Raw genomic sequence first — 25941 nt, 5'->3', positions numbered from 1 at the left:
CGCCGCCAATCAGAACAGGCTGAGCTGATCGCCGTTCCGCTTGGGCCGGACAAAGTGGTCTGTCGTCAGCTTGGACCGCCGCTTGTTGAGACCGAGCCTGTCACAGGCGATCTCGAAGCGGCGGCCGATGGTCCAGGCCATCGGTCCGGTGCCCTTCATCCGCTCGCCCCATTTGGCGTCGTAATCGCGCCCACCCCGCATGTCGCGGATCAGGGTAAAGACGTGGCGATAGCGGTCCGGATAATTCGCCATCAGCCATTCGCGGAAGAGATCGCGAACCTCCAGCGGCAGCCGCAGCAGCACATAGGCGGCTTCCTTGACGCCGGCATGGGCGGCGGCATCCAGGATGCGCTCGATCTCGGAATCGTTCAGCGCGGGGATCACGGGCGCGACCATCACAGTGGTGGGAATGCCGGCCTCCGAGAGCCGCTTCAGCGCCTCGAGCCGCTTCGGCGGCGTCGAGGCCCGCGGCTCCATGGTGCGCGCCAGCTTCGGATCGAGCGAGGTGACCGAGATCGCGACCTTGGCGAGGTTGCGCTTGGCCATCCGCTGGAGAATGTCGATGTCGCGCACGACCAGCGCCGACTTGGTGACGATGCCGACGGGATGCGAGGTGCGCTCCAGCACTTCCAAAATGCCGCGCATGATTTTGCGCTCGCGCTCGATCGGCTGGTAGGGATCGGTGTTGGTGCCGATCGCGATCATCCGCGGCTCGTAGCCGGGGGCCGCAAGCTCCTTCTCGAGCAGCAAAGGCGCGTCCGGCTTGGCGAACAGCTTCGCTTCGAAGTCGAGCCCCGGCGACAGGCCGAGATAGGCGTGGGTCGGGCGCGCGAAGCAATAGACGCAGCCGTGCTCGCAGCCGCGATACGGATTGATCGAGCGGTCGAAGCCGATGTCGGGGGAATCGTTGCGGGTGATCACCTTGCGCGAGGTGTCGACGGCGACACTCGTCTTGAACGGCGGCAGCTCGTCCAGGCTCTGCCAGCCGTCATCGAAAGCGACGCGCGCCTCGGCCTCGTAGCGGCCGCTGGCATTGGATTGTGCGCCCCGCCCTCGCCTGCGCGCGCGGTCGATGGCGACGCCAAGCTCGGGGAAATCTGAAGGCGCACCCGCCGGCTCGGAGGGCGCCGTGACCGGCGGGTGCTTGAGAGCATGAGAGGATGCTGGACTCATGCAGCCAAGATAACACGGCACAGGAACAAATCAAGAACACAAACGAAAAACGTGAAAACAACCCCATGCACAGTAGAGCTGCCCAAACTGCGCGCGCTCGCCTTTGACCTCACGCAACACGGCCGTCACGACCATTCCGTTTCATGCCCGACGGATCGATCGCCCCGGAACCGGGTTGGTGACGAATCGCGAAGTGAAGGTCGGCAGGAACATGACAATCCAACAAAAAACGGCCAAAGCGGGCAGCGACCTCGATCTGCTCGATCGCTATTGGCGCGCCGCCAACTACCTCTCGGTCGGGCAAATCTACCTGCTCGACAATCCGCTGCTGCGCGAGCCGCTGCGGCCCGAGCACATCAAGCCGCGTCTGCTGGGTCATTGGGGCACGACGCCGGGCCTGAACTTCATCTATGCCCATCTCAACCGCGTCATCCGCGCGCTCGATGTCAGCGTGATCTATGTCTGCGGTCCCGGCCATGGCGGCCCGGGCATGGTCGCCAACACGTATCTCGAAGGCAGCTACAGCGAGATCTATCCCGATATCGCGCGCGATGCGGACGGATTGCGCAAGCTGTTTCGGCAGTTCTCCTTCCCCGGCGGCATCCCCAGCCACGCCGCGCCGGAAACGCCGGGCTCGATCCACGAGGGCGGCGAGCTCGGCTATGCGCTGGTGCACGCCTATGGCGCCGCATTCGACAATCCGCGTTTGGTCGTCGCCTGCGTGGTCGGGGACGGCGAGGCCGAGACCGGGCCGCTCGCTGCGTCCTGGCACTCCAACAAGTTCCTGAACCCCGCCCATGACGGCGCGGTGCTGCCGATCCTGCATCTCAACGGCTACAAGATCGCGGGCCCCACCGTGCTCGGGCGGATGCAGGACGCGGAGATCCGCGACCTCTTCCGCGGGTTCGGTCACGAGCCGCTGTTCGTCACGGGCGACGATCCCAAATTGATGCACCAGGCCATGGCGGATGCGCTCGACGTTGCATTCGCCAGCATCCGCTCGATCCAGCAACATGCCCGCGGTGGCCGCACAAGCGTCGAGCGGCCGCGCTGGCCGATGATCGTGCTGCGCAGCCCGAAGGGCTGGACCGGCCCGAAGGAGGTCGACGGCAAGAAGGTCGAGGGCTTTTGGCGGGCCCATCAGGTGCCGGTCGCAGGCTGCCGCGAGAACCCGGCGCATCTCAAGGTGCTCGAAGACTGGATGCGCAGCTACGAGCCGGAAAAGCTGTTCGACGGCAACGGCGCGCTGATTGCCGAGCTTCAGGCGCTCGCGCCCGAAGGCGTCAGGCGCATGGGCGCCAATCCACATGCCAATGGCGGCCTGTTGAAGAAGGAGCTGAAGCTGCCGGACTACCGCAGCTTCGCGATCGAGGTGCCGCGGCCCGGCGAGGTCGTGGCGGAAGCGACGCGCGAGCTCGGCAAATTCCTGCGCGACGTCGTTCGCCTGAACGCGGAAGCGCGCAATTTCCGCATCATGGGTCCGGACGAGACGGCATCGAACCGGCTCGACGCCGTGTTCGAAGCCACCGAACGCGTCTGGATGGAGCCGACCGAGCCTTACGACGTGCACCTCGCCCAGGACGGCCGCGTCATGGAGGTGCTGAGCGAGCATCTCTGCCAGGGCTGGCTGGAGGGCTATCTGCTCACCGGCAGGCACGGATTCTTCTCCTGCTACGAGGCCTTCATCCACATCGTGGATTCCATGTTCAACCAGCATGCGAAATGGCTGAAGGTGACGCGGGAGCTATCGTGGCGGCGCCCGATCGCCTCGCTCAATTATCTCCTGACCTCGCATGTCTGGCGCCAGGACCATAACGGCTTCAGCCATCAGGACCCCGGTTTCGTCGATCTCGTTGCCAACAAGAAGGCCGACATCGTCCGCATCTACTTCCCCCCGGATGCCAACACCCTGCTGTGGATCGCCGATCATGCCTTGCGCACCTACAACCGCATCAACGTGATCGTGGCCGGCAAGCAGCCCGCGCCGCAATGGCTGTCGATGCAGGAGGCCGCGACGCATTGCGATGCCGGCATCGGCATCTGGACCTGGGCGGGAACGGAGGATGGAAAGGGCGAGCCCGACGTCGTCATGGCCTGCGCCGGCGACGTGCCGACGCTGGAGACGCTCGCCGCCGTCGACCTCCTGCGCAAGGCGCTGCCGGACTTGAAGATCCGCGTCGTCAACGTGGTCGACCTCATGACGCTGCAGCCGAGGGAGCAGCATCCGCACGGCCTGTCCGATCGCGACTTCGACAGCCTGTTCACGCGCGACAAGCCTGTCATCTTCGCCTATCACGGCTATCCCTATCTCATTCACCGGCTGACCTATAACCGCACCAACCATGACGGCATGCATGTGCGCGGCTTTGCCGAGGAGGGCACCACGACGACGCCGTTCGACATGGTCGTGCTCAACGAGCTCGACCGTTACCATCTCGCGATCGAGGCGATCGAACGCGTGCCGGGCCTCGCGACCAGGGCCGCGCAGGTGAAGCAGCAATTCCGCGACAGACTGATCGAACACTCCCGTTATGTCCGCGAGCATGGTGAGGACATGCCTGAGATTCGTGACTGGGTCTGGCAGAACAGCGCCGGCGGCAACACGCCGGCTGAGGCCGGCGACTAGCGATGTCGGACACGGTCCTCGTCCTCAACTCGGGATCGTCGAGCATCAAGTTCGGCCTGTTCGATGTCGCGGCGGCCGAACCTGTCCTGCTCTGCAAGGGCCTGCTGGACGAGCACGAGGCCAAGCCCCGGCTGGTGGTGAAGGCCCCCGCGGGCGAAGACCTGTTCGAGACAAGCAAGCAGGCGCCGGAGGCAGCCGGCGGCCATCTGTTCGCCGACGTGCTCGCCTTCATCGAGGACCGGTTCGGTGGACGCAGCCTGCGGGCCGCCGGCCACCGCATCGTCCACGGCGGGTCGGATCATTCAGGCCCGGTGGTCCTGACCGACGACATCATTGCGAAGCTGGAGGCGTTGACGCCGCTCGCACCGCTGCACCAACCGCGCTGCCTCGCGCCGGTGCGCACGCTGGCGGCGATCCGGCCCGGGCTGACGCAGATCGCGTGTTTCGACACCGCCTTCCACCACGGCCTCGCGCCGCCGGCGAGCCGCTTCGCGCTTCCTGGGCGCTTCGAGGCGCGAGGGATCAGGCGCTACGGCTTTCACGGCCTCTCGTTCGAATATGTCGCGGGACGCCTGGCCGAGATCGCGCCGCAGCTCGTCGCCAAGCGCACCATCATCGCGCATCTCGGCAATGGCGCCAGCCTCTGCGCCTTGCGCGATGGTCGCAGCATCGACACCACGATGGGGCTGACGCCGCTCGACGGCCTCGTGATGGGCACGCGTTGCGGCGCGATCGACCCGGGCGTGCTGCTCTATCTGCAACAGCACGAGAACATGTCGGTCGAGGAGGTCCAGCACCTGCTCTATCACGAGTCAGGTCTCTTCGGCGTCTCCGGCATCTCTGCGGACATGCGCACGCTGCTCGCAAGCCGCGAGGCCGCGGCGCGTGAGGCGGTCGACCTCTTCACCTTCCGTGCGGCGCAGCAGGTCGCGATGATGGCGACCACGCTCGGCGGCCTGGACTGCCTGATCTTCACCGGCGGCATCGGCGAACATGCGAGCGAGATCCGCGGCGCGATCGGCGAGCGGCTCGCCTGGATGGGCGTGCGCATCGATGCCGCAAGCAACGATGCCGCACGCGAGCGTATCAACAGCGACGACAGCATCATCGCGGTGTTCGTCATTCCCACCAACGAAGAAATCATGATCGCGCGCCATTGCGCTGCTCTGATCCGCGGACGCCACATCACGTGACATTTTTATGAATGATCTGCCGCAATGCTGCCGCCGCGTCTTCGCGGCATAGAGAACGGCATCAATCCCGGTTGCGGACAGATCATGAAAACTCAGATCATCGAAGAGCTCGGACAAGGCAGTATCCTGCTGCCCGCGCTGGTGGCGGAAGGGCTCGCCGCCAACGACCGCATCAAGGTGCGGATGAGCGCGTTGCAGGCGGCCGCCCAGCACGCGCAGGAGCCCAGCCGGCCCGCCAATGACCTCGGCGTCGAAAGCCAGACTGCAGGCATCGCTCCCGCCGGAATCGCGGCGCTGATCGGCGGCGCGCATCCGATCGGACAGGGCCGGCTCGCGGCGCCCGATCTTGCGAAGCTGATGCAGGAGATTGCCGACGATGCAGCGACCATGGTGCGGGCCGTCGGCGCCGGTGCGGGAAACGAAGGCGAGCGGGCGCAGGCGCGGCTCGACGCCATCCGCGCCGCCGGCCTGCTCGATGCCGCCGGCGAGATCGAGCTGTCCCGCATCGCGCGCCTGACCGGCGTCGCCGACGCAGGCGGCGACAGCCTGCATCGCCTCGTCATGGATCTGCACAAGCAGCTGAACAGGCTTGCTGCGAGCTGCTCGGAAGAAGCGCTCGATGGCGCCCATGTCTTCGGCCTGCACAGCGAGGACCGGCCAGCCGTCGCGGCCTTCATGAAGGGCCTGAACGCGACGCGGGGCCTGAAGTTCAATCATCCCGGCCTCGACACCATGGCCACACGCGCCGGCGGCCGGCTGCTGATCCAGAACGATATCGGCACCACCGATGCCCATGTCGTTGTGATCGCGGTGAAGAAGAACGCGGTCACCGTCACCTACACCGATGTGCATCTGGCGCGGGCGAAGTTCTTCATCTCGCTGTTCGACGCCTTCGAGGCGACCTGGAGCGGGCTCGATCGTCACACCGCAGCCGGCCTCGGCGAGGACAATTCCTTCTATCTCGTCACCGGGCAATATCAGGGCGACCACGCCGCCGATCGCAACGAATTCCTCGCGGCACTCGGGGCCGCACTGGTGTTTCTGATCGACTGGAACAAGGCGCGCAAGCTGCTCAGGACCTGGGTCGCCAAGGACGACGCGGCCCACATCCTGGAATGGGCGGCGCGTCAGCGGATCGGCCATCGCGGCTTCCTCGAGCTCGGCGGCAATGATCTGCTGGGCTCTGCCGTCCGGAATGCCGCTCCGACGCGGATCGGCTTCGGCGAGCGCCTCGACCAGGCGCTCGGCCGCAACGCCGCCATCGACTTCCTGAAGGCATCCCTGCGCGCCTCCACCGAGGCACTGCTTGCGGGCCGCTCGGTGAGGACGGTGCGCGACCAGATCGAAGCCGACCTGATGCGGCACCTCGACCGTGTCGACGGGGCACTGCTCGCAGCCGTGCTGCGTCAGATCGGTCTTGCCCACGATCTCGTCGCTTCCATCTCGCGCCATATCGCCGCGTTGCGGGCGGGTCAGCCCGCCGACGGCAAGCTGCTGACACAACGCTGCGGCGTGATCGAGCAGAAGGCGGACAAGATCGCAATCGAGAGCCGCAACGAGGTCGACCGCCTCAATGCCCGCCCGCTGATCGGCCAATTGATCGACCGCGCCGAGGAAGCGATCGACGAGCTGGAGCAGGCCGCCTTCATCGCCTCGCTGATGCCGGACATGACCGATCCCTCCTTGCTGGCAGCGCTGGCCGAGCTTTGCGCCGTGGCCGAGACCGCGACCGAAGTGGCCGCGAGCGGCGTCGCCGCCGCGATCGACGTGCCGGAAGGACGGCGCGCCGATTCAGAAGACGCACTCTCTGCCGTGACCCGCTTGATTGACGCCGAACACGCCGCCGACAGCCGCGAACGCGCGACCACCGCACTGGTCTTCTGCGGCGGCTTCGACGTCGCGACCTCCCTGTCGGTGATCGAGCTCGCCCGCGCCGTCGAACGCGCCACCGACCGCTTCGCCGCGTTCGGACATCTGCTCCGCCGTCACATCATGATCGATCTCGCAGCTTGAGGACATCGCCATGCATATCGTGCGTATCGGCACTGACGCCGACGAATTGCGGCCCGCCGAAGAGATCGGCGCCAAGGCCGCCAATCTCGCCCGCATGGCGGCGCTGGGCTTGCCGGTGCCGCCTGCCTTCGTGCTGCCGGTCCAGCTCTGCGCCGAAATCATCGCCGGCCATGCGCATGCCACGCGACACCTGCGCGATGGCTTGAAAGAAGGGATCTCGTTCCTGGAGAGCGCCACCGGAAAGCGCTTCGGGGACCGGCGCCAGCCGCTGCTGGTCTCGGTGCGCTCGGGCGCGGCGCGATCGATGCCGGGCATGCTCGACACCGTTCTCGATGTCGGCTGCACCCAAGATGCCGTGCACGGCCTGATCCGTGCGACCGGCCGGCCGCGGCTCGCCTGGGATTGCCGGCGCCGTTTCCTGGAAAGCTTCGGCGAGACCGTGCTCGAGCTCGACCAAGCCGCCTTTGCGGCGTGCATCGCGGAGCTCGTCGCAACGGAACACGCCGGCAGCGACCGCGAGCTCGACAGCGAAGCGCTCGAGCGGCTCGCCAGCCGCGAGCAGGCGCTGATCGAGGATGGCGCCGATGGCCTGCTGGAGGACGCCTTCGCGCAGTTGGAGGCGGCAGCCCAGGCGGTCTATCGCTCCTGGATGAGCGAGCGTGCGATGACCTATCGAAGCCTCCAGCACCTCGAAGCGCTCGAGGGCACCGCCGTCACCGTGCAGGCGATGGTGTTCGGCAATGGCGGACTTGCCTCCGGCGCCGGCGTGGCCTTCTCGTGCGATCCTTCGACCGGCGCGCCGCGCCCCATGATCGACCTCGTGCTCGATGCGCAGGGCGAAGACGTCGTTTCCGGACGACGCGCGCCGGACACGACTGAAGCGATCGCCCGCGAGCTGCCGAAGCTCGAATCGGAGCTTGGCGATGCCCTGAAGCGGCTCGAGCACGCATTCGCCGATGTCCAGGACGTCGAGTTCACGGTCGAGAACGGCAGGCTCTGGATCCTCCAGACCCGCACCGCCAAGCGCACGCCGCGGGCCGCCGTCAGAATCGCGATCGACCTCGTGCATGAAGGCCTGATCTCGAAAGACGAGGCATTGAAGCGGCTGGCAGAGATCGATCTCGCCTCGCTCGCCGAAACCAGACTGGTGTCCGCCGGCAAGGCCGCGACGATAGGCATTGGCGCTTGCGGCGGCATCGGCATCGGACGGGCGGCGTTCTCGTCCGAAAGCGCCCAGCGCCTTTCGGCGGCGGGCGAGCCGGTCATCCTGCTGCGTCCCGATACCAGCACCGCCGACGTCGCGGGCTTCGCGCTCGCCGCCGGCATCGTCACGTCGGTCGGCGCGCGCACCTCGCATGCGGCCCTGGTGGCGCGGCAGATGGGCAAGCCCTGCGTGGTCGGCTGCCGTGACTTGAAGATCGATCCTGCCGCAAAGCAGGCCCAGCTCGGCAATCTCGCGCTTGCCGAAGGCGAGTGGATCACCATCGAGGGCGACGCGGGAGAGCTCTATCTCGGACGCTGCGAGACGATCCGGACACGGCCCGAAGCCGAGCTTGCCGAGATCGCGGCGTGGCGGGCCCAATCCAGCCGACAGGGCAGACGCGCCGCCGCATCTCAGTGAGTGCCGCTCAGGATCTGAAAACACCCGATCGCGACCTCGATCACGATCAGCACCACGACCGCAATCTCCAGGCGCAGCGAGCGCTCGGTGTCGATGATGTCGGTCAGCGCGTTGGCGGTCTCCGACACCGCGGCGAGCTTGCGCTCGAGCGTGTCGAGGCGCTCCTTCAGCTCGTACTCGTCCTCGAGACGGGAATAGAGCCGGTCGAGCTCGGGCTTCTCCCAGAGCACGTCCGGCTTCTCCGCGACCGCGACGCGGCCGGCGACGCGCTGCTGCACCAGCAGTGCGTTGCCGATCAATTGCAGAATGCCCTTGCGCCGGCGCGGCGTGCGGCCGTGCTCGGCGAGCTCACGTGCAAACGGCTCGATGACGTCGAACACCGCGGCGACGCGGCGCTCGTCGCGCGCCAGCGATGTGCTCTTGGCGAGCGCATCGGCGACCAGCAGCAGCCGGTCGTCGGAGAATCTGGCGAGGCAGATCGGCCCGCCCGGCTGGATCGTCTCGGCAGCTTCTTCGTTGCAGAGCTGCGCCTGCGCGATCTCCTCCTCGTATGGGCTGAGCTCCCCGGTCACGCGTGACTTCAGGTTGTCGACGAGGACCTTCTCCTCGGACGGCAACAGCCCGATCAGCACGACGACGCCGTAGCGAAAGATCACGGCAAGGCCGGCATGAACGCGGAAGGCGGCCGGCGTCGAGGACACCAGCGTGCCGATCTCGAGGCCAGACGCATTGATGCGCTCGCCCAGCATCAGCGCCCGGATTCGCAAGGTCGGCGCGGCCTCCTGCTTCGGCGATTTTGGCGCCGTGCCAACGGCGAGTTGATCGGCGTTCATACAAGGTCTCTCCCTGCAGCGAGATCACGCATCCGGGTTAATACGGTCAGGATCAGCTTGTGCCGAAACATTCGGCAATATGACCAGCCCGCGCCGGACACATTTGGCTGCGATGAACTGGCCGCAGTTTACCATCGCACGCCGAAGCGCCGTCCGAAAGTTGCACTCGGCAGCGCGACAGGTCTATGACAACATCATGCAACGCTACGCTTCTCCCGAAGTGCGGACCCTGAAGCCTCAATCATGCTGAGCGTCATCATTCCGACCGATGGTGTCGAGCAGACGGCGGTCGCAACCCTCGCCGCGCTGGTGCCCGGCGCCGCCGCCGGCGTGATCCGGGAAGTGCTGCTGGTCGACGGCACGCGCAACGGCGTTATCGAGCGTGTTGCCGACGTCGCAGGCTGCCGTTTCATCGGCTTTGAGGGGCATTCGCAAGGCGCTGCGCTCGCTGCCGGAGCGCGCCAGGCCCGATCGCCATGGCTGATGTTCCTGCCTGCGGGCGCGGTGCTGGAAACCGGCTGGATCGAGGAAACCACCCAGTTCATCCAGGCCGTCGCCACCAGCGGCCGCGATCGTGCGGCGGTGTTCCGCTATGCCCGCTCGCCTTACGCAAATACCGCAGTGCGGGACGTCCTCTGGGCGGTGGCGCGCAAGCTCGTCGGTCCGCTCGGCGATCAAGGGCTGCTGATCGCGCGCGATCATTACGACCGGATCGGCGGCTACCCGCCCCACGCCCGGCATTCCGAGGCGCGGCTGCTCCGGCGGCTCGGGCGGTCGTCCCGGACCATGCTGCGCAGCCGGATCGTGATGGTGGGCTGAAGCGCCGAGATACTTGCCAACGTCAATCAATTAATTGACAATGGCAAATATCGAGGTGCCCCATGCTACCGAAAGCTTCGCCATCAGGCCCAATGGCCGAACAGGCCGCCGACGACCATGTCGCAGCGGTCCGTGCCTTCAACCGCTTCTACACCCGCAAGCTCGGTGTGCTCGACCAGCACCTTGGCAAGAGCCCGTTCTCGCTCAGCGAGGCGCGGGTGCTCTACGAGCTCGCCCATCGCGACGACCTTGCGGCAAAAGAGATCGGAAACGAGCTTGGTCTTGATCCCGGCTATCTCAGCCGCATCGTCCAGAGCTTCGACGAGAAGGGGCTGATCACGCGAAAGCCGCTGCCCGCGGACCGCAGGCAATACCTGCTCAGCCTGACCGCCAAGGGCCGGCAGGCTTTCGCCAAGCTGAACCAGAGCTCGCAAAACGAGGTCGCCGCGATGCTGGCTCAGCTTTCGCCCGGCGATGCGACCCGGCTCACGCAGGCCATGGCGACCATCGAGGCCGTGCTGGAGCAACGCAAAGGCCCGCCCGCGGCTTTCATCCTGCGCAGCCATCGCGTCGGCGACATGGGCTGGGTCGTCTCCCGGCAGGCTGCCGCTTATGCCGCCGACTACGGTTGGGACATCGGCTACGAGGCGCTGGTCGCCGAGATCTGCGCGCAGTTCATCAGGAACTACGACGCCGCGCGCGAGCACTGCTGGATCGCGGAGGTCGGTGGCGAGCCGGTCGGCTCCGTGTTCCTCGTCAAGGCCACGGACGAGATCGCAAAACTCCGCCTGTTGCAGGTGGAGAAGAAAGCACGCGGCCTCGGCGTCGGCCGCGCACTCGTGCAGCAATGCATCCAGGGCGCCCGCGAGCGCGGCTACAGCAAGATGACGCTGTGGACGCAGAGCATCCTGGTCGCCGCACGCGGGATCTACAAGAGTGCGGGATTCAAGCTGGTGAAGGAAGAGAAGCATCACAGCTTCGGTGCCGACCTGGTCGGCGAGACGTGGGAACTGGATCTCTGACTGTCTTAATTCAACAACGCGCGCCGTGACCTTACCCTCCCCTGGAGGGCCCTCCAGGGGAGGGTAATCCGTGCCTCGCTCAGCTAAGCATCATCCGCAGCGCGCTACACTGTCGCGCCCTGCGCCTTTGGCCTGCGCAGATGCTCGTCCAGCCGCGGCATGATCTCGACGAAGTTGCAGGGGCGCGTGCGGTAGTCGAGCTGGGCCGCGAGGATGCCGTCCCAGCCGTCGCGGCAGGCGCCAGGCGAGCCGGGCAGGCAGAAGATGTAGGTCGCACCAGCCACGCCCGCGGTGGCGCGGCTCTGGATCGTCGACGTCCCGATCTTGGCGTGGCTCAGCATATGGAATGCGATCGAGAAGCCGTCCATGCGCTTCTCGAACAGCGGCTCGATCGCCTCCGGCGTGACGTCGCGTCCGGTGAAGCCGGTGCCGCCCGTGGTGATGACGACGTCGACGCCGCTGTCGGCGATCCAGCGGCGGATCACGGCGCGGATCGCCTCGACATCGTCGGTGACGATCTCGCGCGCGGCGAGATGATGGCCCGCAGCTAGGAGACGATCGGCGAGAGTCTGGCCGGACTTGTCGTCGGCGAGCGCGCGCGTGTCGGACACCGTGAGCACCGCGATGTTGAGCGGGATGAATTGTTTGGATTCGTCGATGGAGGCCACAACTTCACTCCTGCTTCCTCAATCACCGCCGTCATCCTGAGGTGCGCGCCGTGCGGTGCAAGCGCACCGCAGGGCGAGCCTCGAAGGATGGGCCACTCGTCATCCTTCGAGGCTCGCCAAGAGGCGAGCACCTCAGGATGACGGATAACTACAACGCCCCCGCGCCGAACGTGTTGCAGGCCTGGACCGTGCCCTGCTGGTAGCCGGTCATGAACCATTGCTTGCGTTGCGCCGCCGAGCCGTGGGTGAAAGAGTCAGGCACGACGCGGCCCGTGGCCTGGCGCTGCAGCGTGTCGTCGCCGATCGCGCTCGCCGTGGTCAGCGCGGCATCGATGTCGCCGGGCTCGAGGAAGTTCGGACGCTTCTTCGCCTCCCGGTTGACCCAGACGCCGGAGAAACAGTCGGCCTGCAACTCCACCTTCACCTGGAGCGCATTGGCCTCGGCCTTCGAGCCGACCTGCTGCTGCAGCCGCGTCACGCGCGGAATGATGCCGAGCAGGTTCTGGATGTGATGGCCGGCCTCGTGCGCGATGATGTAGGCCGTGGTGAAATTGCACGCCGACTTGCCGGAACAGCCGCGGAAGCGAGTCTCGACTTCGCGGAAGAAGGCGGTGTCGAGGAAGATGGTCCGGTCGGGCGGACAATAGAACGGCCCCATGGCCGACTGCGCCATGCCGCAGCGACCGCCATTGGTGGCGTTGCGGAACAGCACGATCTTCGGGCCGGTATAGGTCTGGCCGTTGGCCTGGAAGATCTCGCTCCAGCGATCGTCGATCTCGCCGAGGATGCCGGAGATCATGCTGCCCATCTCGTCGGTCGGCGCGCCGCGCTTGCCGGAGGACGCCTGGCGATCGGTCTGGTAGCTCGGCGCATGGCCGCCGCCGGTGAGGATCTCGGCGCCGCCGATCAGGATGCGGGGATCGATGCCGAAGGCGTAGCCGACCAGGCCGAGGATGATGATGGTGCCGATGCCGAGGCCGCCGCCGCCCATCGGCAGGCCGAACCCGCCTCCCCCACCGCCAAAGCCACCACCTTCATCGCGACGATCCTCGATGTCGTCGCTGCGGCGGAAGTCATCGTAGCGCATGGCGGCCTTTCCTCTGGGGTCCCTGATTCAAGTTTCGACGGCGCACAGAAACGCGAAAGCTCAACGCGCCACATACGTAAAATTTCCGTTGCTTTTATCAATATCGTGGCCGGCAAAAATTGCCTAGTGCGACAGCCTGTCGATGCCAGCAAATTTTTCCGAGGGCCGAGCAGTTTTTTCCGAGAGAAATTTACAGCCTTTTTCCCGCCACGATCGATCCTGCGAGCGGCGCAAGCGCGAAATACACTGCAAAACAAGGCGAATGCGCGCAACAATTTGTGCGCGAACTATGATGCGAGGCGTGCTCACGAAAGCGGCGGGTTAAGTCGATTTTTACTTTGCCCCTTCAATGTAACGACCAGTCGGTTGTTTGGTCCCGCGTCGCCGACAGCGTCGCCTGAGTCAGAGTTCTTGAGTCATGGTAGAGTCGCGTCGCGGGGCGTCTGCAAGGGCGCCCCGCACAAATTTTGAGTCCCCGTCGCATCGCATCATCGTCGGCGATTGCGTCGCCGAGATGTCGAAGCTCCAGGCAGGCAGTGTCGACCTGGTGTTCGCCGACCCGCCCTACAATCTGCAGCTCAAGGGCGATCTCAAGCGTCCCGACGAATCCCATGTCGATGCCGTCAACGACGACTGGGACAAGTTCGATTCGTTTGCCGCCTACGACGATTTCACCCGTGCCTGGCTGCTCGCCGCGCGCCGCGCCATGAAGCCGTCGGCGACGATCTGGGTGATCGGCTCCTATCACAACATCTTCCGCGTCGGCGCCATCATGCAGGACCTCGGCTTCTGGCTGCTGAACGACATCGTCTGGCGCAAGACCAATCCGATGCCGAATTTCCGCGGCCGCCGCTTCACCAACGCGCACGAAACGATGATCTGGGCCGCGCGCGACGAAAAAGCCAAGGGCTACACCTTCAACTACGAGGCCCTGAAGGCGGCCAACGAGGACGTGCAGGCGCGGTCCGACTGGCTGATCCCGCTCTGCACGGGCGAGGAGCGCCTCAAGGGCGCCGACGGCAAGAAAGTGCATCCGACGCAGAAGCCGGAAGGCCTGCTGGCGCGCGTGCTGCTGTCGTCATCCAAGCCCGGCGATCTCGTGATCGACCCGTTCAACGGCACCGGCACGACCGGCGCGGTCGCCAAGCGCCTCGGCCGCTCCTATATCGGCTTCGAACGCGACAAGACCTACGCCAAGGCCGCCGAGGCGCGCATCGCCGAGGTCGAGCCGTTGCCGGAAGAGAGCCTTGCCCCGTTCATGACCGCGCGCGAGGCACCGCGCGTCGCGTTCTCCGAACTGATCGAGCGCGGCATGATCATGCCCGGCACCAAGCTGTTCGACGCCAAGAAGAAGTTAGGGGCGCTGGTGCGCGCCGACGGCGCCATCATGCTCGGCGACAAGGTCGGCTCGATCCACCGCATCGGCGCGGTGGCGCAAGGCGCGCAGGCCTGCAACGGCTGGACCTTCTGGCACGTCGAGACCAAGAAGGGGCTCAAGCTGATCGACGAGCTGCGCGCCGAGATCCGCGCCGGCATGGCGGCGGAGTAGGCGTCCTCCTCCGTCATTCCGGGGTTCGCCACCGGGTCCGCGCGCAGCGCGGCCCGATGACAGGCTCCGCGAGAACCCGGGATCCATCGAGCCACGTCCCATGCCGCCAATGAATTCCGGGCTCGCGCCAAGAGGCGCGCCCCGGAATGACAGGGGCGTGAGTTGAAAGCCTCGCCAGCCGGGACTAGACTCATGCGATCAGCCTCCGTCCTGACGGGCCGGCTCCCATGCGACGACAGTCCGAGACATTGCTGCTGGTGCCGCTGCTGCCGATCTTCCTGGTCGGCATGTTTCCGATGTTCCTGATCGCGCTGCTCGGATTCTTCGGCCTGGCGCTGTTCGGCGTGCTCGTGATCTGCGTCGGGCTCGCCAGCAGCAACGAGGCGCACGACAACTTCAACCACGACGTCATCGTTCACGGCTATGCGCGCGGTTCGGAGCGCGCGGCGCGCGCCTCCGACATGCATCTCGCAGCGCGGCTCGGCCTGCGGCTGGAAGTGGTCGGCGCGGCGATGGTCCTTACGGCGGCGATCGGCCTTTGTTACGCCGGCTGATCTGCGCAGAGCGCAGATACCGCCCCGCAAACTCGCCGGTTGCTCTCTCACGAGGTTCAGGCAAGACAAGGCCCGCCCAACGACGCCGCGTCCGCGCGCGGCCATCAACACTGGGAGATGCTTGATGCTCAAGTTCTATTTCAATGGATCACCGAACCCGACCAAGGTCGCGCTCTATCTCGAAGAATCCGGCCTGCCTTTCGAGCCGGTGAAGATCGACACCCGCACGGGCGAGCAGTTCACGCCGGAATTCCTCAAGATCAATCCGAACGGCAAAGTGCCGGCGATCGACGATGGCGGCACCATCGTGTTCGATTCGAACGCCATCCTGCTCTATCTCGCCGAGAAGACCGGCAAATTCCTCCCCTCCAACCGCGGCGAATTGCTGTCGTGGCTGATGTTCGTCGCGAGCGGCCTCGGGCCATTTTCGGGCCAGGCCGTGCACTTCAAGCATTTCGCACCGAAGGACCAGAATCACGACTACGCCCACAACCGCTATCAGTACGAGACCGACCGCCACTACAAGGTTCTCGACGCTCACCTGAAGGACCGCCGCTACATGGTCGGCGACAGCTATTCGATCGTCGACATGGCGCTGTGGGGCTGGGCGCGGATGGTGCCGTTCAAGCTCGGCGACGACGCCTTTGCGCGATACCCGAACGTGAAACGGCTGGTCGACGAGATCTCGGCACGCCCGGCGGCAGCACGCGCCCTCGCCCTGAAGGACAAGTTCACATTCAAGGCCGAGATGGACGACGAAGCGCGCCGCCACATGTTCGGGCACATGACGACCAAGGTGGCCTGATCGCGCCGCGCCGAGGCCACGCGCATGCGCGTGGCCTCTTGCGTTTGAGACTTCAGGCGGCGTGGACCGAGCTCAGGAACTTGGCGACTTCCTGCTTCAACCGGTTGCTGTCGGCCGAGAGCGAGCGCGCTGCCGACAACACCTGCGAGGAGGCCGAGCCGGTCTCGGAGGCGCCGCGCTGCACGTCGCCGATGTTGGACGAGACGAGCTGCGTGCCCTGGGCCGCCTGCTGAACGTTGCGGGAAATTTCCTGCGTCGCCGCGCCCTGCTGCTCCACGGCCGCGGCGACCGTCGACGAGATCTCCGACAGCCGCTCGATGGTGCCGCTGATCTCCCGGATAGAGCCGACCGACTCCTCGGTCGCGGCCTGGATGCCGGAGACCTGCTGGGCGATCTCGCCGGTGGCCCTGGCCGTCTGCTCGGCAAGCGCCTTCACCTCGGTTGCGACCACCGCAAAGCCGCGGCCGGCTTCGCCCGCACGCGCCGCCTCGATCGTGGCGTTCAGCGCCAACAGATTGGTCTGGCCGGCAATGGTGCTGATCAGCTCGACCACGTCACCGATCCGCGCGGCGGCCTTGGAGAGCGCGCCGACGCGCTCGTTGGTCCGGCTCGCCTGACCGACGGCCTCGCTGGCGATGCGGGCGGATTCCTGCACTTGGCGGGCGATCTCGGAGACCGACGAGGAGAGCTCCTCCGTCGCCGAGGCGACCGCCTGCACATTGGCCGAGGCCTCCTGCGAGGCGCTGGCGACTTCCGTCGACAGATCCTGGGCGCGCGCGGCCGTCGTGGTCAACGTGCCTGCGGAGGCTTCGAGCTCGCTCGATGCCGATGACACCGTGTTGACGATCTCGCCGACCGCCTGCTCGAATTGATCGGCGAGCCTCGCCATATCTTCCTTGCGGTTCTCGGCCTGCCGCGCCTCGAGCGCGGCCTGCTCGGCGCGCATGCGCTCGGCTTCGATCATGTTGTCCTTGAACACCTGGATCGCCTTGGCCATGTCGCCGATCTCGTCGGCTCTGCGGCGGCCGGGAATCTCGATCTCGAGATTGCCGCCGGCAAGCCGCCCCATCGCCTGCGTCATCGAGGTCAGCGGACCGACGATGCTGCGCGCGATCAGGAACGCAACGATGCCGCCGAACAGGACGGCGAGGATGCCCGCGATCTCCTGAACGGTCGTCGTTCCCGCAAGCACGGCTTCGGCATTGTTCCGCGAGTCCCGGTAGTCCTTCTTCAGGGTCGTTTCCGCGGTCTTGAGCTTGCCGATGCTGTCGACGATGAGGGGCGCGAGGTTCTTGTGGTAGATCTCGTCGGCCTGAAGCATCGCGGCCGACGTCGCCTCGAACGCCGACTTGTAGAGGGCGAGCGAAGTCTTCACCGGCGCGAGTGCCGCTCGCAGCTCCGTCGCCTGCGGGCTCTTTTCGAGCGCGGCGAGCCGTTGTGCGGCCCGGTCGACGCTCGCCCTGAAGGTCGCAGGTCCCTGCGTATCGCGCAGCGCCAGAAAACGCCAGTTTGCGATTCGCACGAGCAGAATGCGGGATTCGAGATCGGCGACGAGGGATGCGGTATCTTCATCGACGGCGGCGCGCGCCACGTCGACGAGCTTGCCCGTCTTGGTGGCCAGCTCCTCGCCGCTCGGCAGCAGCGTCGCCTTGCCCGTTCTCGTCTCGTTGACGGCGTCGCCGAGATTGTCACGCAGGCGTCGCATTTTGGCGATGTCGTCGATCAGGCCGTTGTAGAGCGCGCGCCGCTCCTCGGACAACGTCCCCTGCGCGCCGACCCGGAGCAGCTCGGTCGCCGCGGTCTCCCGCTCCTGCGCCTCCTTCATGGCGGACTCGTTGGCGTCGTAGACGTAGCGCAAATTGGCCCGCTGAATCGCCTGCAGATGGGCCGATATTTCCAGCACCCGCGCCGTGCTGTCCGAGAGGGCGGATTGTCTTGCGACCTGATCCTGCACGTCCCGCAAATTCCAGACGGCAACCACCGCCATCACGAGACCGACCGCCACCAGGGCCATGAAGCCTGCGTACAGGCGTCCCCTGATCCGCAAACGAAATTTCGACATTCCCACTGTCCACCCAGATGCATGTGAATTCGAGGGACCGAACAACTCCGGCGATCGTCACGGCCACTCCGGCAGCCGCACGCCGCGCCCTGGCGGCCTACGCTGCACCGCGACACAATGGGGGACACTTCTTAATTGAACCTTCAAATTCCTCGCGCGCCCGGTCTCGGCCCGCACCAAATCTGCTGATTTTGTCGGCAGCTATGCAAAGCCGCATGCGAATCCGCCGGACCATGCAGACCGATGCATGGCGCCGACGCCGGTGGTCCGAGGCTGCATCCCTTATTGCTCTACTTCATTGCTCTACTTCCATCGGAGAGGCTTCTTCAGCTCATGCTCAATTTCCGCCCGCGTCATTCCGAAGTCCAGAAGCTCCCGCTCGCTCATGGCGGCGAGCTGGCAATGGATCCGCGCGTGCTCTCGCCGCAGCCGAATGATCTCCGCCAGCTTGCGCCAGACCGATGCGCCCCTCGCAGATCGAAGCGAAGGGCGCCAGCCGGCAGACCAGATCGTGCTCAAAGCCGTTAGCCCGCCGCCCTCGCGGGAGCCTGCGGAAACGGGCCGAGCGCCTTCTCCGTCAGGACGGAGTCGCAATATTCCCTGATCTCCTTGATCTTCCCGTCGGCGAGCCGAAACACCAGGCAATAATCGTTGTCGTAGCGTGCGCCCTCGAGCGTGACGTTGTCGCCCTTGGCTTCCACAACGACGATGTCGCCATCGGCAATGAAGCGATGGGCGATGGTACGCGTGCGGTCGCGCAGGCGCGTGCGCACATAGCCGTGCAGTTCGCCGAGGATCGCCTCCTTGCCCGAGAAGGTGCGCGACCAGGAATATTGCCCGGTGACGACCCATTTGGCGTCGTCGGCGAGACTCGCCGTGAACAGGGCGCGGTCGCGCGCGGCCGGATCGGGATTGGCGGCCGCGGCAAAGATATCCTGCAGCAGTTTCTTGTTGGCGCTCGCGTTCATGGCGGCATCTCCTTGTGGTGACAACGCGGAGATCATCGCCCGGCCGACAGCATTCTTCAAATCGATATGAAATATGATATCTATTCACCTCATGAATTTGAATTCGCTCGACCTCAACCTGTTGACCGCACTCGATGCGCTGCTGCGCGAGGCCAATGTCAGCCGCGCGGCCATGAGGATCGGCCTGTCACAGCCGGCAACGAGCCACGCGTTGCAACGCTTGCGCGACATCTTCAGTGACCCGCTGCTGGTGCGCACCGGCGCACGGATGGAGCTGACGCCGCGGGCCCAGGCCCTGCGCACGCCGCTGGCGCAAGCGCTCGACCAGGTGCGCGGGCTGTTCGTGCCTGACGACTTCGATGCCGCGCGCAGCGAGCGGCAATTCCGCCTGATGATGCCGGATCTCGCGGTCGAGCTGTTGATGCCGACGTTGATGGCGAAGGTGACGCGGCTTGCCCCCAATGTCCGCATCGACGTGGTGCCGTGGCGGGGGCCTGCGATCTTCCACGCCGAGTTCGCCCGCACCATCGACCTCGTGATCTCGATCGGCAATGCCTTCAAGGGCTTTCACCGCCAGCTGCTCTATACCGACAGCGACGCGCTGGCGGTGCGGCGCGGCCATCCCCTTGCAGCGAAGCTGAAGCGGCGCGAGACCTTCCTGGCCGCCCGCCATGTCGGCGTGATCATCCGCGGTAACGCCGAGGATCTCATCGACACCTGGCTACGCAGCAAAGGCATCGAGCGACATATCTCGCTGGTCGTGCCGGGCTATCTCGAAGCCTTGCACGTCGCCGCGCGCACCGATCTGGTCGCCTTCGTGCCGCGCCGGCTGATCGCCGCGCTGTCGGAGCAGCTCGGCCTCGTCGCGGTGACGCCGCCGCTTGATCCAGGGATCGACGAGCAGTTCATGTTCCATCCGACCCGCGCGCAGATGGACCCCGGCTCGATCTGGCTGCGGCGGCTGATGCTGGAGACGGGGCGAGAATTGGAGAGGTGGAAGGCCGGTTAGGACGCAGCTTCAACAAATTCGATGTCGTCCCGGACAAGCGCGCCCCAAGCGCGCGCCGATCCAGGACCCATAACCACGGGAGGTGATTTGGCGAAGACTCGTGGTTATCGGCTCGCGCCACAACTTGTCCCTGTGGTTATGGGTCCCGGGTCTGCGCTGACGCTTGCCCGGGACGACAGTGGAATATGTGGCCGGCGCGCTTACGCCTTCTGCGCCGCCATCACCTTGCTCACCGCGGGGCGATCGGACATGCGCTTGAAGTGATCGGCAATCTTCGGCGTCGCATTGATGTCGACGCTGTCGCCTTCGAGCCAGGTCGAGAGCGTGTAGAGATAGGGATCGCAGATCGTGTACTGATCGCCCATCACCCACGGTCCCCTGAACATCTTCTGCTCGATCAGCTTGAAGCAGGCGGCCATGGTCTTCGGCACCATCGCCTTCATGTCGGCGAACGAGCTCTCCTCCGTCGCCCAGCGCGCGCCGCGCATCTTGTGGGCGTGGTTGATGTGCACGGTCGAGCAGAGATAGGAGTTGAACGACTGCACCTGGGCGAAGTCGAAGGGATCGTCGAGCGGCGCCAGCTTCGTCTTGGGGAAGGTTTGCGCGAGGTAAGCCAGCATCGCCGGCGTCTCGGTCAGGACGCCGCGGTCGGTGACCAGCGCCGGCACCCGGCCCTTCGGGTTGATGGCGAGATAGTCCGGGCTGTTCTGCTGGTTGTCCTTGAAGCTCAGCCGTTCGGCCGTGTAGTCGGCGCCGGCTTCTTCCAGGGTGATGTAGGTGGCGAGCGCGCAGGTGCCGGTGGCGTAGTAGAGCTTGAGCATGTCGGACCTCATGGGAAAGCTGAAAGTTAACGGCTGTCGGCCCCGCCGTCCATAGCACGACATCCTCTTCGCAGTTGCCCACATCCGCCCGGCTGTGCCAAGACGCCTCCCATCGGAGGGGTTTTCTCATGACGGTACTCATCGCCGGAGGCGGCATCGGCGGGCTCACGCTTGCGCTCAGCCTGCACGGAATCGGCGTTCCCGTGAAAGTGTTCGAGAGCGTGGCGGAACTGAAGCCGCTCGGCGTCGGCATCAACGTGCTGCCGCATGCGGTGCGCGAGCTGATCGAGCTCGGCCTGCTGGACAAGCTGGACGCCAGCGGCGTGCGGACGCGCGAGCTCGCCTATTTCTCCAAGCACGGCAAGCCGATCTGGAGCGAGCCGCGCGGCCTGGAGGCCGGTTACAAATGGCCGCAATTCTCGATCCATCGCGGCACCCTGCAGCAGATCCTGCTCGACACCGCGCTCGAACGGCTCGGTCACGACAACATCCTCACCAGCCATCATCTGACCGGCTGGACCGAGACGGCGGGCGGCGTGCGCGCCGACTTCGTCGACAGGGCGACCGGCAAGGCCGCCGGCACATACGAGGGTGCGATCCTGATCGCCGCCGACGGCATCCATTCCGCCGCGCGAGAGAAGCTCTATCCGAACGAAGGCCCGCCGATCTGGAACGGCCGCATCCTCTGGCGCGGCGTCACGCCGGCAAAAGCCTTCCTCACCGGCCGCACCATGATCATGGCCGGTCACGAGATCCTGAAATTCGTCTGCTATCCGATCTCGAAACAACCGGACGCAAACGGCAACCATCTCATCGTCGCGGAGCGCCACATGCCGCCGACCTATCAGTGGCGGCGCGAGGACTATAACCGCACCGCGCGGCTGGAAGAGTTCCTGCCCTGGTTCGAAAGCTGGAGGTTCGACTGGCTCGACGTGCCCGCCCTGATCAGGAACTGCCCGCACGCCTACGAATATCCGCTGGTGGACCGCGATCCGGTATTGCAATGGACCTTCGGCAAGGTCACGCTGATGGGCGATGCCGCGCATCCGATGTACCCGATCGGCTCGAACGGCGCCTCGCAGGCGATCCTCGATGCTCGCGTCATCACCCGCGAGATTCTCGCGCACGGTCCGACGACCGCGGCGCTGCTCGCCTATGAGGCCGAGCGGCGGCCCGCGACCACCGATCTCGTCCTGCTCAACCGCAAGAACGGCCCCGAGCAGGTGATGCAGCTGGTCGAGGAGCGCGCGCCGAACGGATACAAGGTCGTCACCGACGTGCTGTCGCAGCAGGAGCTGGAGGACATCGCCGCCAACTACAAGCGTGTCGCGGGATTCCAGGTCGAGGCGCTGAATGCGAAGCCGCCGATCGTGAGCAAGGACGCGCGCGCGACGGCGTGAGGCTTCGAAGCGAGCTGCCCTATGCCACCTTCTCCCGCAAGGGGAGAAGGAAGAAGGAGTGCGCGGCTCGGGCGGACCCGCTTCACTTCACCACCCTCGCCGCCTCCAGCAGCCGCTCGCTCGCGCTTGCCGTCGCCAGCACCGTGCCGTCCTCCGCCATCAGCTTGGCTTCGACGAAGGCGATGGTCTTGCCGAGCTGTGTCACCTTGGCTTCACCGGTGATCGGTCCCGGTTTTGCAGGGCTGAGAAAATTCACAGTCATGCTGATCGTGGTGGTGTAGAGCCGGCCCTCGCTCATCACCAGCACCGCGGGACCCATGGTGTCGTCGAGCATGGCCGAGAGCATGCCGCCCTGGATGAAGCCTGCGGGGTTGCAGAATTCCGGCTTGCCGTCGAAGCCGAGCTTGATCCAGCCCTCCTGCGGGCGGGCATCGAGCAAACGCCAGCCCAATAGCTCGGCGCAGGGCGGCCGGCGGAAGTTATCGAGCGCGGTCTTGACCATGCGAGATCTCCTTTGCGCCCTATTAGCGCAGGTCTGCTGACAGCCTGTTGTCAGCAGGGTGGATCCTAAAGGCCCAATCCGTGCGCGATGACCTTGCGCATGACGTTCGGCAGCGCTTCGTCGGCCAGGGTTGCGATCGGCACCCAGCGCATGCCCTCGGGGGCGCGGGTGCGCACCTTCACCTTCGCGGTGTAGACCACCAGCTCGAGCGGGAAATGCGTGAAGACGTGGGTGACGACGCCCACCTTGCGCTGCCAGCGCGACAACCCCTTCAGCTGCGGCGCCTGCTGCTTCGCCGTTGCATCGTCCTGGCCGGCGAGCCAGTCCGAGCCCGGCACCTCCGTCATGCCGCCGAGCAGCCCCTTTTCGGGCCTCGATTGGACGAGCAGCTCGTCGCCACGCGTGACCACGAAGGCGGCGCCGCGTCTGAGCGTCCCGCTCTTCTTCGGCGCCTTGCGCGGGAACGTCTCCTGGGTCCCTTGTGCGCCCGCCGTGCAATCCTCGTTCAGCGGACACAGCGAGCAGGCCGGCTTCTTCGGGGTGCAGATCGAGGCGCCGAGATCCATCAGCGCCTGCGCACTGTCGCCGGCGCGGGAATCCGCCAGCAGCGTCGCGGCGAGTTGCTGGATCAGCGGCTTGGCTTGCGGCAGCTCCTCCTCGACCGCAAACAGCCGCGACACCACGCGCTCGATATTGCCGTCGACCGGCATGGTGCGGCGGTCGAACGCGATTGCCGCAATCGCCGCCGCCGTGTAGGGCCCGATCCCCGGCAGCGCGCGCAGCCCCTCCTCGGTATCCGGAAACACGCCGCCATGCTCGCGCATCACCGCGACCGCGCAGGCATGGAGGTTGCGTGCGCGCGAATAATAGCCGAGCCCCGCCCACATCCGCAGCACGGCATCCAGCGAAGCCCGCCCCAGCGCAGTGACATCCGGCCAGCGCGCGACGAATTTTTCGAAATAGGGGCCGACCGCTTTCACCGTGGTCTGCTGGAGCATGATCTCGGAGAGCCACACGCGATAAGGATCGGACGCCTCGCCGGGCGCCGCGCGCCAGGGCAGCCGGCGGCGGTGGCGGTCGTACCATTGCAGGAGCGCGAGCGGACGGTCAGACGACGTGCTCTGCTCCTTCTTGCGCGCAGTCGTGGAGGGCATGCGCCTTTACTAGAGGAGGATTCCGCCTGTGGCCAGCGCGAGGAGCCGTTGCGTGCTATAACGCATTGCGTTATAAACAGGCATGATCCAGAGCTTCGCCGACCTCGAGACCGAGTTGATCTGGTCCGGCCGGCGAAGTCGAAAACTGCCGCCTGACATTCAGAATGTGGCTTTGCGAAAGCTGCGCTTGTTGAATCAGGCACGGATATTGGCCGATCTCAGGGTCCCTCCGGGCAACCGGCTGGAAGCCCTGAGAGCCGACCGCGAAGGTCAGCACTCGATCCGGATCAACGATCAGTGGCGCATCTGTTTTGTGTGGGATGAAGGAGGACCGAGAGATGTCGAAATCGTCGACTACCACTAGGAACGGGTTCCTCCGCAATCCCCATCCCGGCGAAATCCTGCTCGAAGAGTTCTTGAAGCCGATGGAGCTCAGCCAGAACGCGCTGGCGCGCGCCGTTCACGTCCCGCCGCGGCGGATCAACGAGATCGTCCTCGGCAAGCGCGACATCACCGCCGACACTGACCTGCGGCTCGCCCGCTATTTCGGTCTGTCGGAGGGCTTTTTTCTGGGTCTGCAGATGGACTATGATCTGATGCAGCGGCGACGCGAGATCGATCGCGACCTCAAGGCCATCCGGCCTCGCGCCGCGGCATAACGGGCGGCCCATGTCCAAATCCGGACCCATCTTCAAGCCCGGCCCCGTCAGCGCCAAACCGCTCGGGATCCTGCTCGACGACGTCTTTGCCGAGGCCTATGCCAAGCAGGGCTTTGCGGCGCGCGAGCTGGTGACGCGGTGGGCGCAGATCGCGGGGCCGGAGATCGCGGCCCATGCCGAGCCGCTCAAGATGCAATGGCCGCGGCCGGTCGAGGGGCAGCCGCAGGAGCCGGCAACGCTGGTGCTGCGAGTCGAGGGGCCGATGGCACTGGAGATCCAGCACTCGGCCGACGTGATCCTGGAACGGGTCAACCGCTTCTTCGGCTGGAGCGCGGTCGGCAAGCTCGCCTTCCGCCAGGCACCGCTGTCCCGGCCGCAGGCCCGGAAGCGGCCCGGCCCACCCGACCCCAAGGCCGTCGCCAAGGTGGCGGAGAACCTGACCGACATCGACGATGAAGAACTGAAGACGGCGCTGGCGCGCCTCGGGGCCGCCATCAAGCGAAATTGAGCCTTATTCCGCGGCCAAACTGGACTTGTCCGTAGCGCCGCCATTGCCTCAAACGACGTTTCAAGCTAGCGACAGGCCGTCCGAAGGGGAACCTCGGGCGAACCTTGCCAATCCCGGGAGCCGACCTTGATCATCACCCGCCGCGCCTTCACCACGATGCTGTCGCTGACCGGGCTTGCCGCGTTCGCCGGGCTCTCGCCGCTGCGGTTCATCTCGGAGGCCATGATCCCTGAAGCAAAGGCCCAGTCGGCCGCCGATGTGGCGAAGCCTGTGTCGCTGCCCGACATGGCGCTCGGCCCCAACGATGCCGCCGTCACCATCACCGAATACGCCTCGATGACCTGCCCGCACTGCGCCGCCTTCAACGAGCAGGTGTTCCCCAAGATCAAGAAGGAATACATCGACACCGGCAAGGTGCGTTACATCTTCCGCGAATTCCCGCTCGACATCAAAGCCGCCGCCGGTTCGATGCTGTCGCGCTGCATCGCCAAGGACGACGCGCCGAAATACTTCGCGGTCACCGACATGCTGTTCCGCCAGCAGAACGATTGGGTGATGAAGAACACCACCGAGACGCTGACGCGGATCGGCAAACAGGCTGGCCTCACCCAGCAGCAGGTCGAGGCCTGCCTGAAGGACCAGGCGCTGCTCGACAAGATCGCCGCCGACCAGAAATATGCCAGCGACGTGCTCAAGGTGGATTCGACGCCGACCTTCTTCATCAATGGCGAGAAGATCAAGGGCGAAGCCTCGTTCGAGGAGTTCGCCAAGAAGATCAACCCGCTCCTGAAGAGCTGATTCGCTCGTCAAGATCCTGATTCGCATCTCGAAAGCCGTATCTTTCCCGGCATAAATCCCTTGGGAAAAGCGGCTTTCGCCGGTTGCCCTTGCGGCG

The 25941-nt window shown here is 65.7% G+C and carries 24 protein-coding genes; 15 read left to right on the top strand and 9 right to left on the bottom strand.

Annotated features, from left to right (window positions below):
• Nucleotides 1-9: 9 nt before the first annotated feature.
• Nucleotides 10-1173: a PA0069 family radical SAM protein gene (locus HZZ13_RS21360; protein WP_197961509.1), complete on the bottom strand. Its 1164-nt coding sequence runs from the start codon at nt 1171-1173 to the stop codon at nt 10-12.
• Between the two features lie 211 nt (nt 1174-1384).
• On the opposite strand from HZZ13_RS21360, the gene HZZ13_RS21355 reads away from it, so the two are divergent.
• From HZZ13_RS21355 to HZZ13_RS21340, 4 genes are all read left to right on the top strand, one after another.
• On the top strand, nt 1385-3799 hold the full coding sequence (locus HZZ13_RS21355) for a phosphoketolase family protein (protein WP_197961508.1): 2415 nt from the start codon (nt 1385-1387) through the stop codon (nt 3797-3799).
• A gap of 2 nt (nt 3800-3801) precedes the next feature.
• Entirely contained in the window at nt 3802-4992 is a 1191-nt protein-coding gene (locus tag HZZ13_RS21350) for an acetate/propionate family kinase (protein ID WP_197961507.1), read from the top strand.
• An 84-nt stretch (nt 4993-5076) separates the two neighbouring features.
• The gene (locus HZZ13_RS21345; RefSeq protein WP_197961506.1) at nt 5077-7005 is read left to right on the top strand and encodes a hypothetical protein; all 1929 of its coding nucleotides are present in this window, start codon (nt 5077-5079) and stop codon (nt 7003-7005) included.
• 10 nt (nt 7006-7015) lie between these two features.
• Nucleotides 7016-8626, top strand: a complete 1611-nt coding sequence (locus HZZ13_RS21340; protein ID WP_197961505.1) for a PEP/pyruvate-binding domain-containing protein — start codon at nt 7016-7018, stop codon at nt 8624-8626.
• On the opposite strand, the gene HZZ13_RS21335 is transcribed toward HZZ13_RS21340, so the two are convergent.
• Nucleotides 8620-9459 carry an RMD1 family protein gene (locus HZZ13_RS21335; protein ID WP_197961504.1) on the bottom strand — a complete coding sequence of 280 codons (840 nt, stop codon included), beginning with the start codon at nt 9457-9459 and terminating at the stop codon, nt 8620-8622. The genes HZZ13_RS21340 and HZZ13_RS21335 overlap by 7 nt on opposite strands.
• Nucleotides 9460-9702: 243 nt before the next feature.
• Here HZZ13_RS21335 and HZZ13_RS21330 point away from each other — a divergent pair, with 243 nt between their 5' ends.
• Together HZZ13_RS21330 and HZZ13_RS21325 are read left to right on the top strand one after the other, a co-directional pair.
• A complete protein-coding gene (locus tag HZZ13_RS21330) occupies nt 9703-10278 on the top strand; it encodes a glycosyltransferase family protein (RefSeq protein ID WP_197961503.1) in 576 nt (191 codons plus the stop codon).
• A gap of 92 nt (nt 10279-10370) precedes the next feature.
• Nucleotides 10371-11300 carry a bifunctional helix-turn-helix transcriptional regulator/GNAT family N-acetyltransferase gene (locus HZZ13_RS21325; protein ID WP_197961502.1) on the top strand — a complete coding sequence of 310 codons (930 nt, stop codon included), beginning with the start codon at nt 10371-10373 and terminating at the stop codon, nt 11298-11300.
• A gap of 104 nt (nt 11301-11404) precedes the next feature.
• Here HZZ13_RS21325 and moaB read toward each other — a convergent pair whose 3' ends face one another.
• Both moaB and ypfJ read right to left on the bottom strand, forming a co-directional pair.
• Entirely contained in the window at nt 11405-11968 is a 564-nt protein-coding gene (gene moaB / locus HZZ13_RS21320; RefSeq protein WP_197961501.1) for a molybdenum cofactor biosynthesis protein B, read from the bottom strand.
• A 148-nt stretch (nt 11969-12116) separates the two neighbouring features.
• Entirely contained in the window at nt 12117-13055 is a 939-nt protein-coding gene (gene ypfJ, locus HZZ13_RS21315; RefSeq protein ID WP_197961500.1) for a KPN_02809 family neutral zinc metallopeptidase, read from the bottom strand.
• A gap of 418 nt (nt 13056-13473) precedes the next feature.
• Here ypfJ and HZZ13_RS21310 point away from each other — a divergent pair, with 418 nt between their 5' ends.
• The 3 genes from HZZ13_RS21310 (at nt 13474) to HZZ13_RS21300 (ending at nt 15963) form a co-directional block, all read left to right on the top strand.
• Entirely contained in the window at nt 13474-14604 is a 1131-nt protein-coding gene (locus HZZ13_RS21310; protein WP_197961499.1) for a site-specific DNA-methyltransferase, read from the top strand.
• Nucleotides 14605-14831: 227 nt separating this feature from the next.
• Complete coding sequence (locus HZZ13_RS21305) at nt 14832-15158, top strand: hypothetical protein (RefSeq protein WP_197961498.1); 327 nt, start codon at nt 14832-14834, stop codon at nt 15156-15158.
• A 124-nt stretch (nt 15159-15282) separates the two neighbouring features.
• On the top strand, nt 15283-15963 hold the full coding sequence (locus tag HZZ13_RS21300) for a glutathione S-transferase family protein (protein WP_197961497.1): 681 nt from the start codon (nt 15283-15285) through the stop codon (nt 15961-15963).
• Between the two features lie 52 nt (nt 15964-16015).
• On the opposite strand, the gene HZZ13_RS21295 is transcribed toward HZZ13_RS21300, so the two are convergent.
• Together HZZ13_RS21295 and HZZ13_RS21290 are read right to left on the bottom strand one after the other, a co-directional pair.
• A complete protein-coding gene (locus HZZ13_RS21295) occupies nt 16016-18025 on the bottom strand; it encodes a HAMP domain-containing methyl-accepting chemotaxis protein (RefSeq protein ID WP_197961496.1) in 2010 nt (669 codons plus the stop codon).
• Nucleotides 18026-18549: 524 nt separating this feature from the next.
• Entirely contained in the window at nt 18550-18993 is a 444-nt protein-coding gene (locus HZZ13_RS21290; RefSeq protein ID WP_197961495.1) for a nuclear transport factor 2 family protein, read from the bottom strand.
• 91 nt (nt 18994-19084) lie between these two features.
• Between HZZ13_RS21290 and HZZ13_RS21285 the strand changes: the two genes are divergently transcribed.
• The gene (locus tag HZZ13_RS21285; RefSeq protein ID WP_197961494.1) at nt 19085-20002 is read left to right on the top strand and encodes a LysR family transcriptional regulator; all 918 of its coding nucleotides are present in this window, start codon (nt 19085-19087) and stop codon (nt 20000-20002) included.
• 200 nt (nt 20003-20202) lie between these two features.
• On the opposite strand, the gene HZZ13_RS21280 is transcribed toward HZZ13_RS21285, so the two are convergent.
• Nucleotides 20203-20823, bottom strand: a complete 621-nt coding sequence (locus HZZ13_RS21280) for a glutathione S-transferase family protein (protein ID WP_197961493.1) — start codon at nt 20821-20823, stop codon at nt 20203-20205.
• A gap of 128 nt (nt 20824-20951) precedes the next feature.
• Here HZZ13_RS21280 and HZZ13_RS21275 point away from each other — a divergent pair, with 128 nt between their 5' ends.
• Nucleotides 20952-22223, top strand: a complete 1272-nt coding sequence (locus tag HZZ13_RS21275) for a flavin-dependent oxidoreductase (RefSeq protein ID WP_197961492.1) — start codon at nt 20952-20954, stop codon at nt 22221-22223.
• 82 nt (nt 22224-22305) lie between these two features.
• Here the strand turns inward: HZZ13_RS21275 and HZZ13_RS21270 are convergent, their stop codons facing one another.
• Together HZZ13_RS21270 and mutY are read right to left on the bottom strand one after the other, a co-directional pair.
• A complete protein-coding gene (locus HZZ13_RS21270; protein WP_197961491.1) occupies nt 22306-22725 on the bottom strand; it encodes a PaaI family thioesterase in 420 nt (139 codons plus the stop codon).
• Between the two features lie 65 nt (nt 22726-22790).
• Nucleotides 22791-23879 (bottom strand): A/G-specific adenine glycosylase, encoded by a 1089-nt coding sequence (gene mutY / locus HZZ13_RS21265; protein WP_197961490.1) that lies wholly within the window; start codon nt 23877-23879, stop codon nt 22791-22793.
• 82 nt (nt 23880-23961) lie between these two features.
• Between mutY and HZZ13_RS21260 the strand changes: the two genes are divergently transcribed.
• The 4 genes from HZZ13_RS21260 (at nt 23962) to HZZ13_RS21245 (ending at nt 25844) form a co-directional block, all read left to right on the top strand.
• Nucleotides 23962-24243, top strand: a complete 282-nt coding sequence (locus HZZ13_RS21260; RefSeq protein ID WP_197961489.1) for a type II toxin-antitoxin system RelE/ParE family toxin — start codon at nt 23962-23964, stop codon at nt 24241-24243.
• A complete protein-coding gene (locus HZZ13_RS21255; protein WP_036024868.1) occupies nt 24218-24538 on the top strand; it encodes a HigA family addiction module antitoxin in 321 nt (106 codons plus the stop codon). The genes HZZ13_RS21260 and HZZ13_RS21255 overlap by 26 nt, the downstream gene beginning before the upstream one ends.
• A 10-nt stretch (nt 24539-24548) precedes the next feature.
• A complete protein-coding gene (locus tag HZZ13_RS21250; RefSeq protein WP_197961488.1) occupies nt 24549-25046 on the top strand; it encodes a DUF721 domain-containing protein in 498 nt (165 codons plus the stop codon).
• Nucleotides 25047-25172: 126 nt separating this feature from the next.
• On the top strand, nt 25173-25844 hold the full coding sequence (locus HZZ13_RS21245) for a DsbA family protein (RefSeq protein WP_197961487.1): 672 nt from the start codon (nt 25173-25175) through the stop codon (nt 25842-25844).
• The last annotated feature ends 97 nt before the right edge of the window (nt 25845-25941 follow it).

The organism is Bradyrhizobium agreste (genome assembly GCF_016031625.1).
Taxonomy (GTDB): Bacteria; Pseudomonadota; Alphaproteobacteria; order Rhizobiales; family Xanthobacteraceae; genus Bradyrhizobium; species Bradyrhizobium agreste.
The sequence above is the reverse complement of the archived record's forward strand: the minus strand, read 5'-3'. Positions and strand labels throughout refer to the sequence as shown.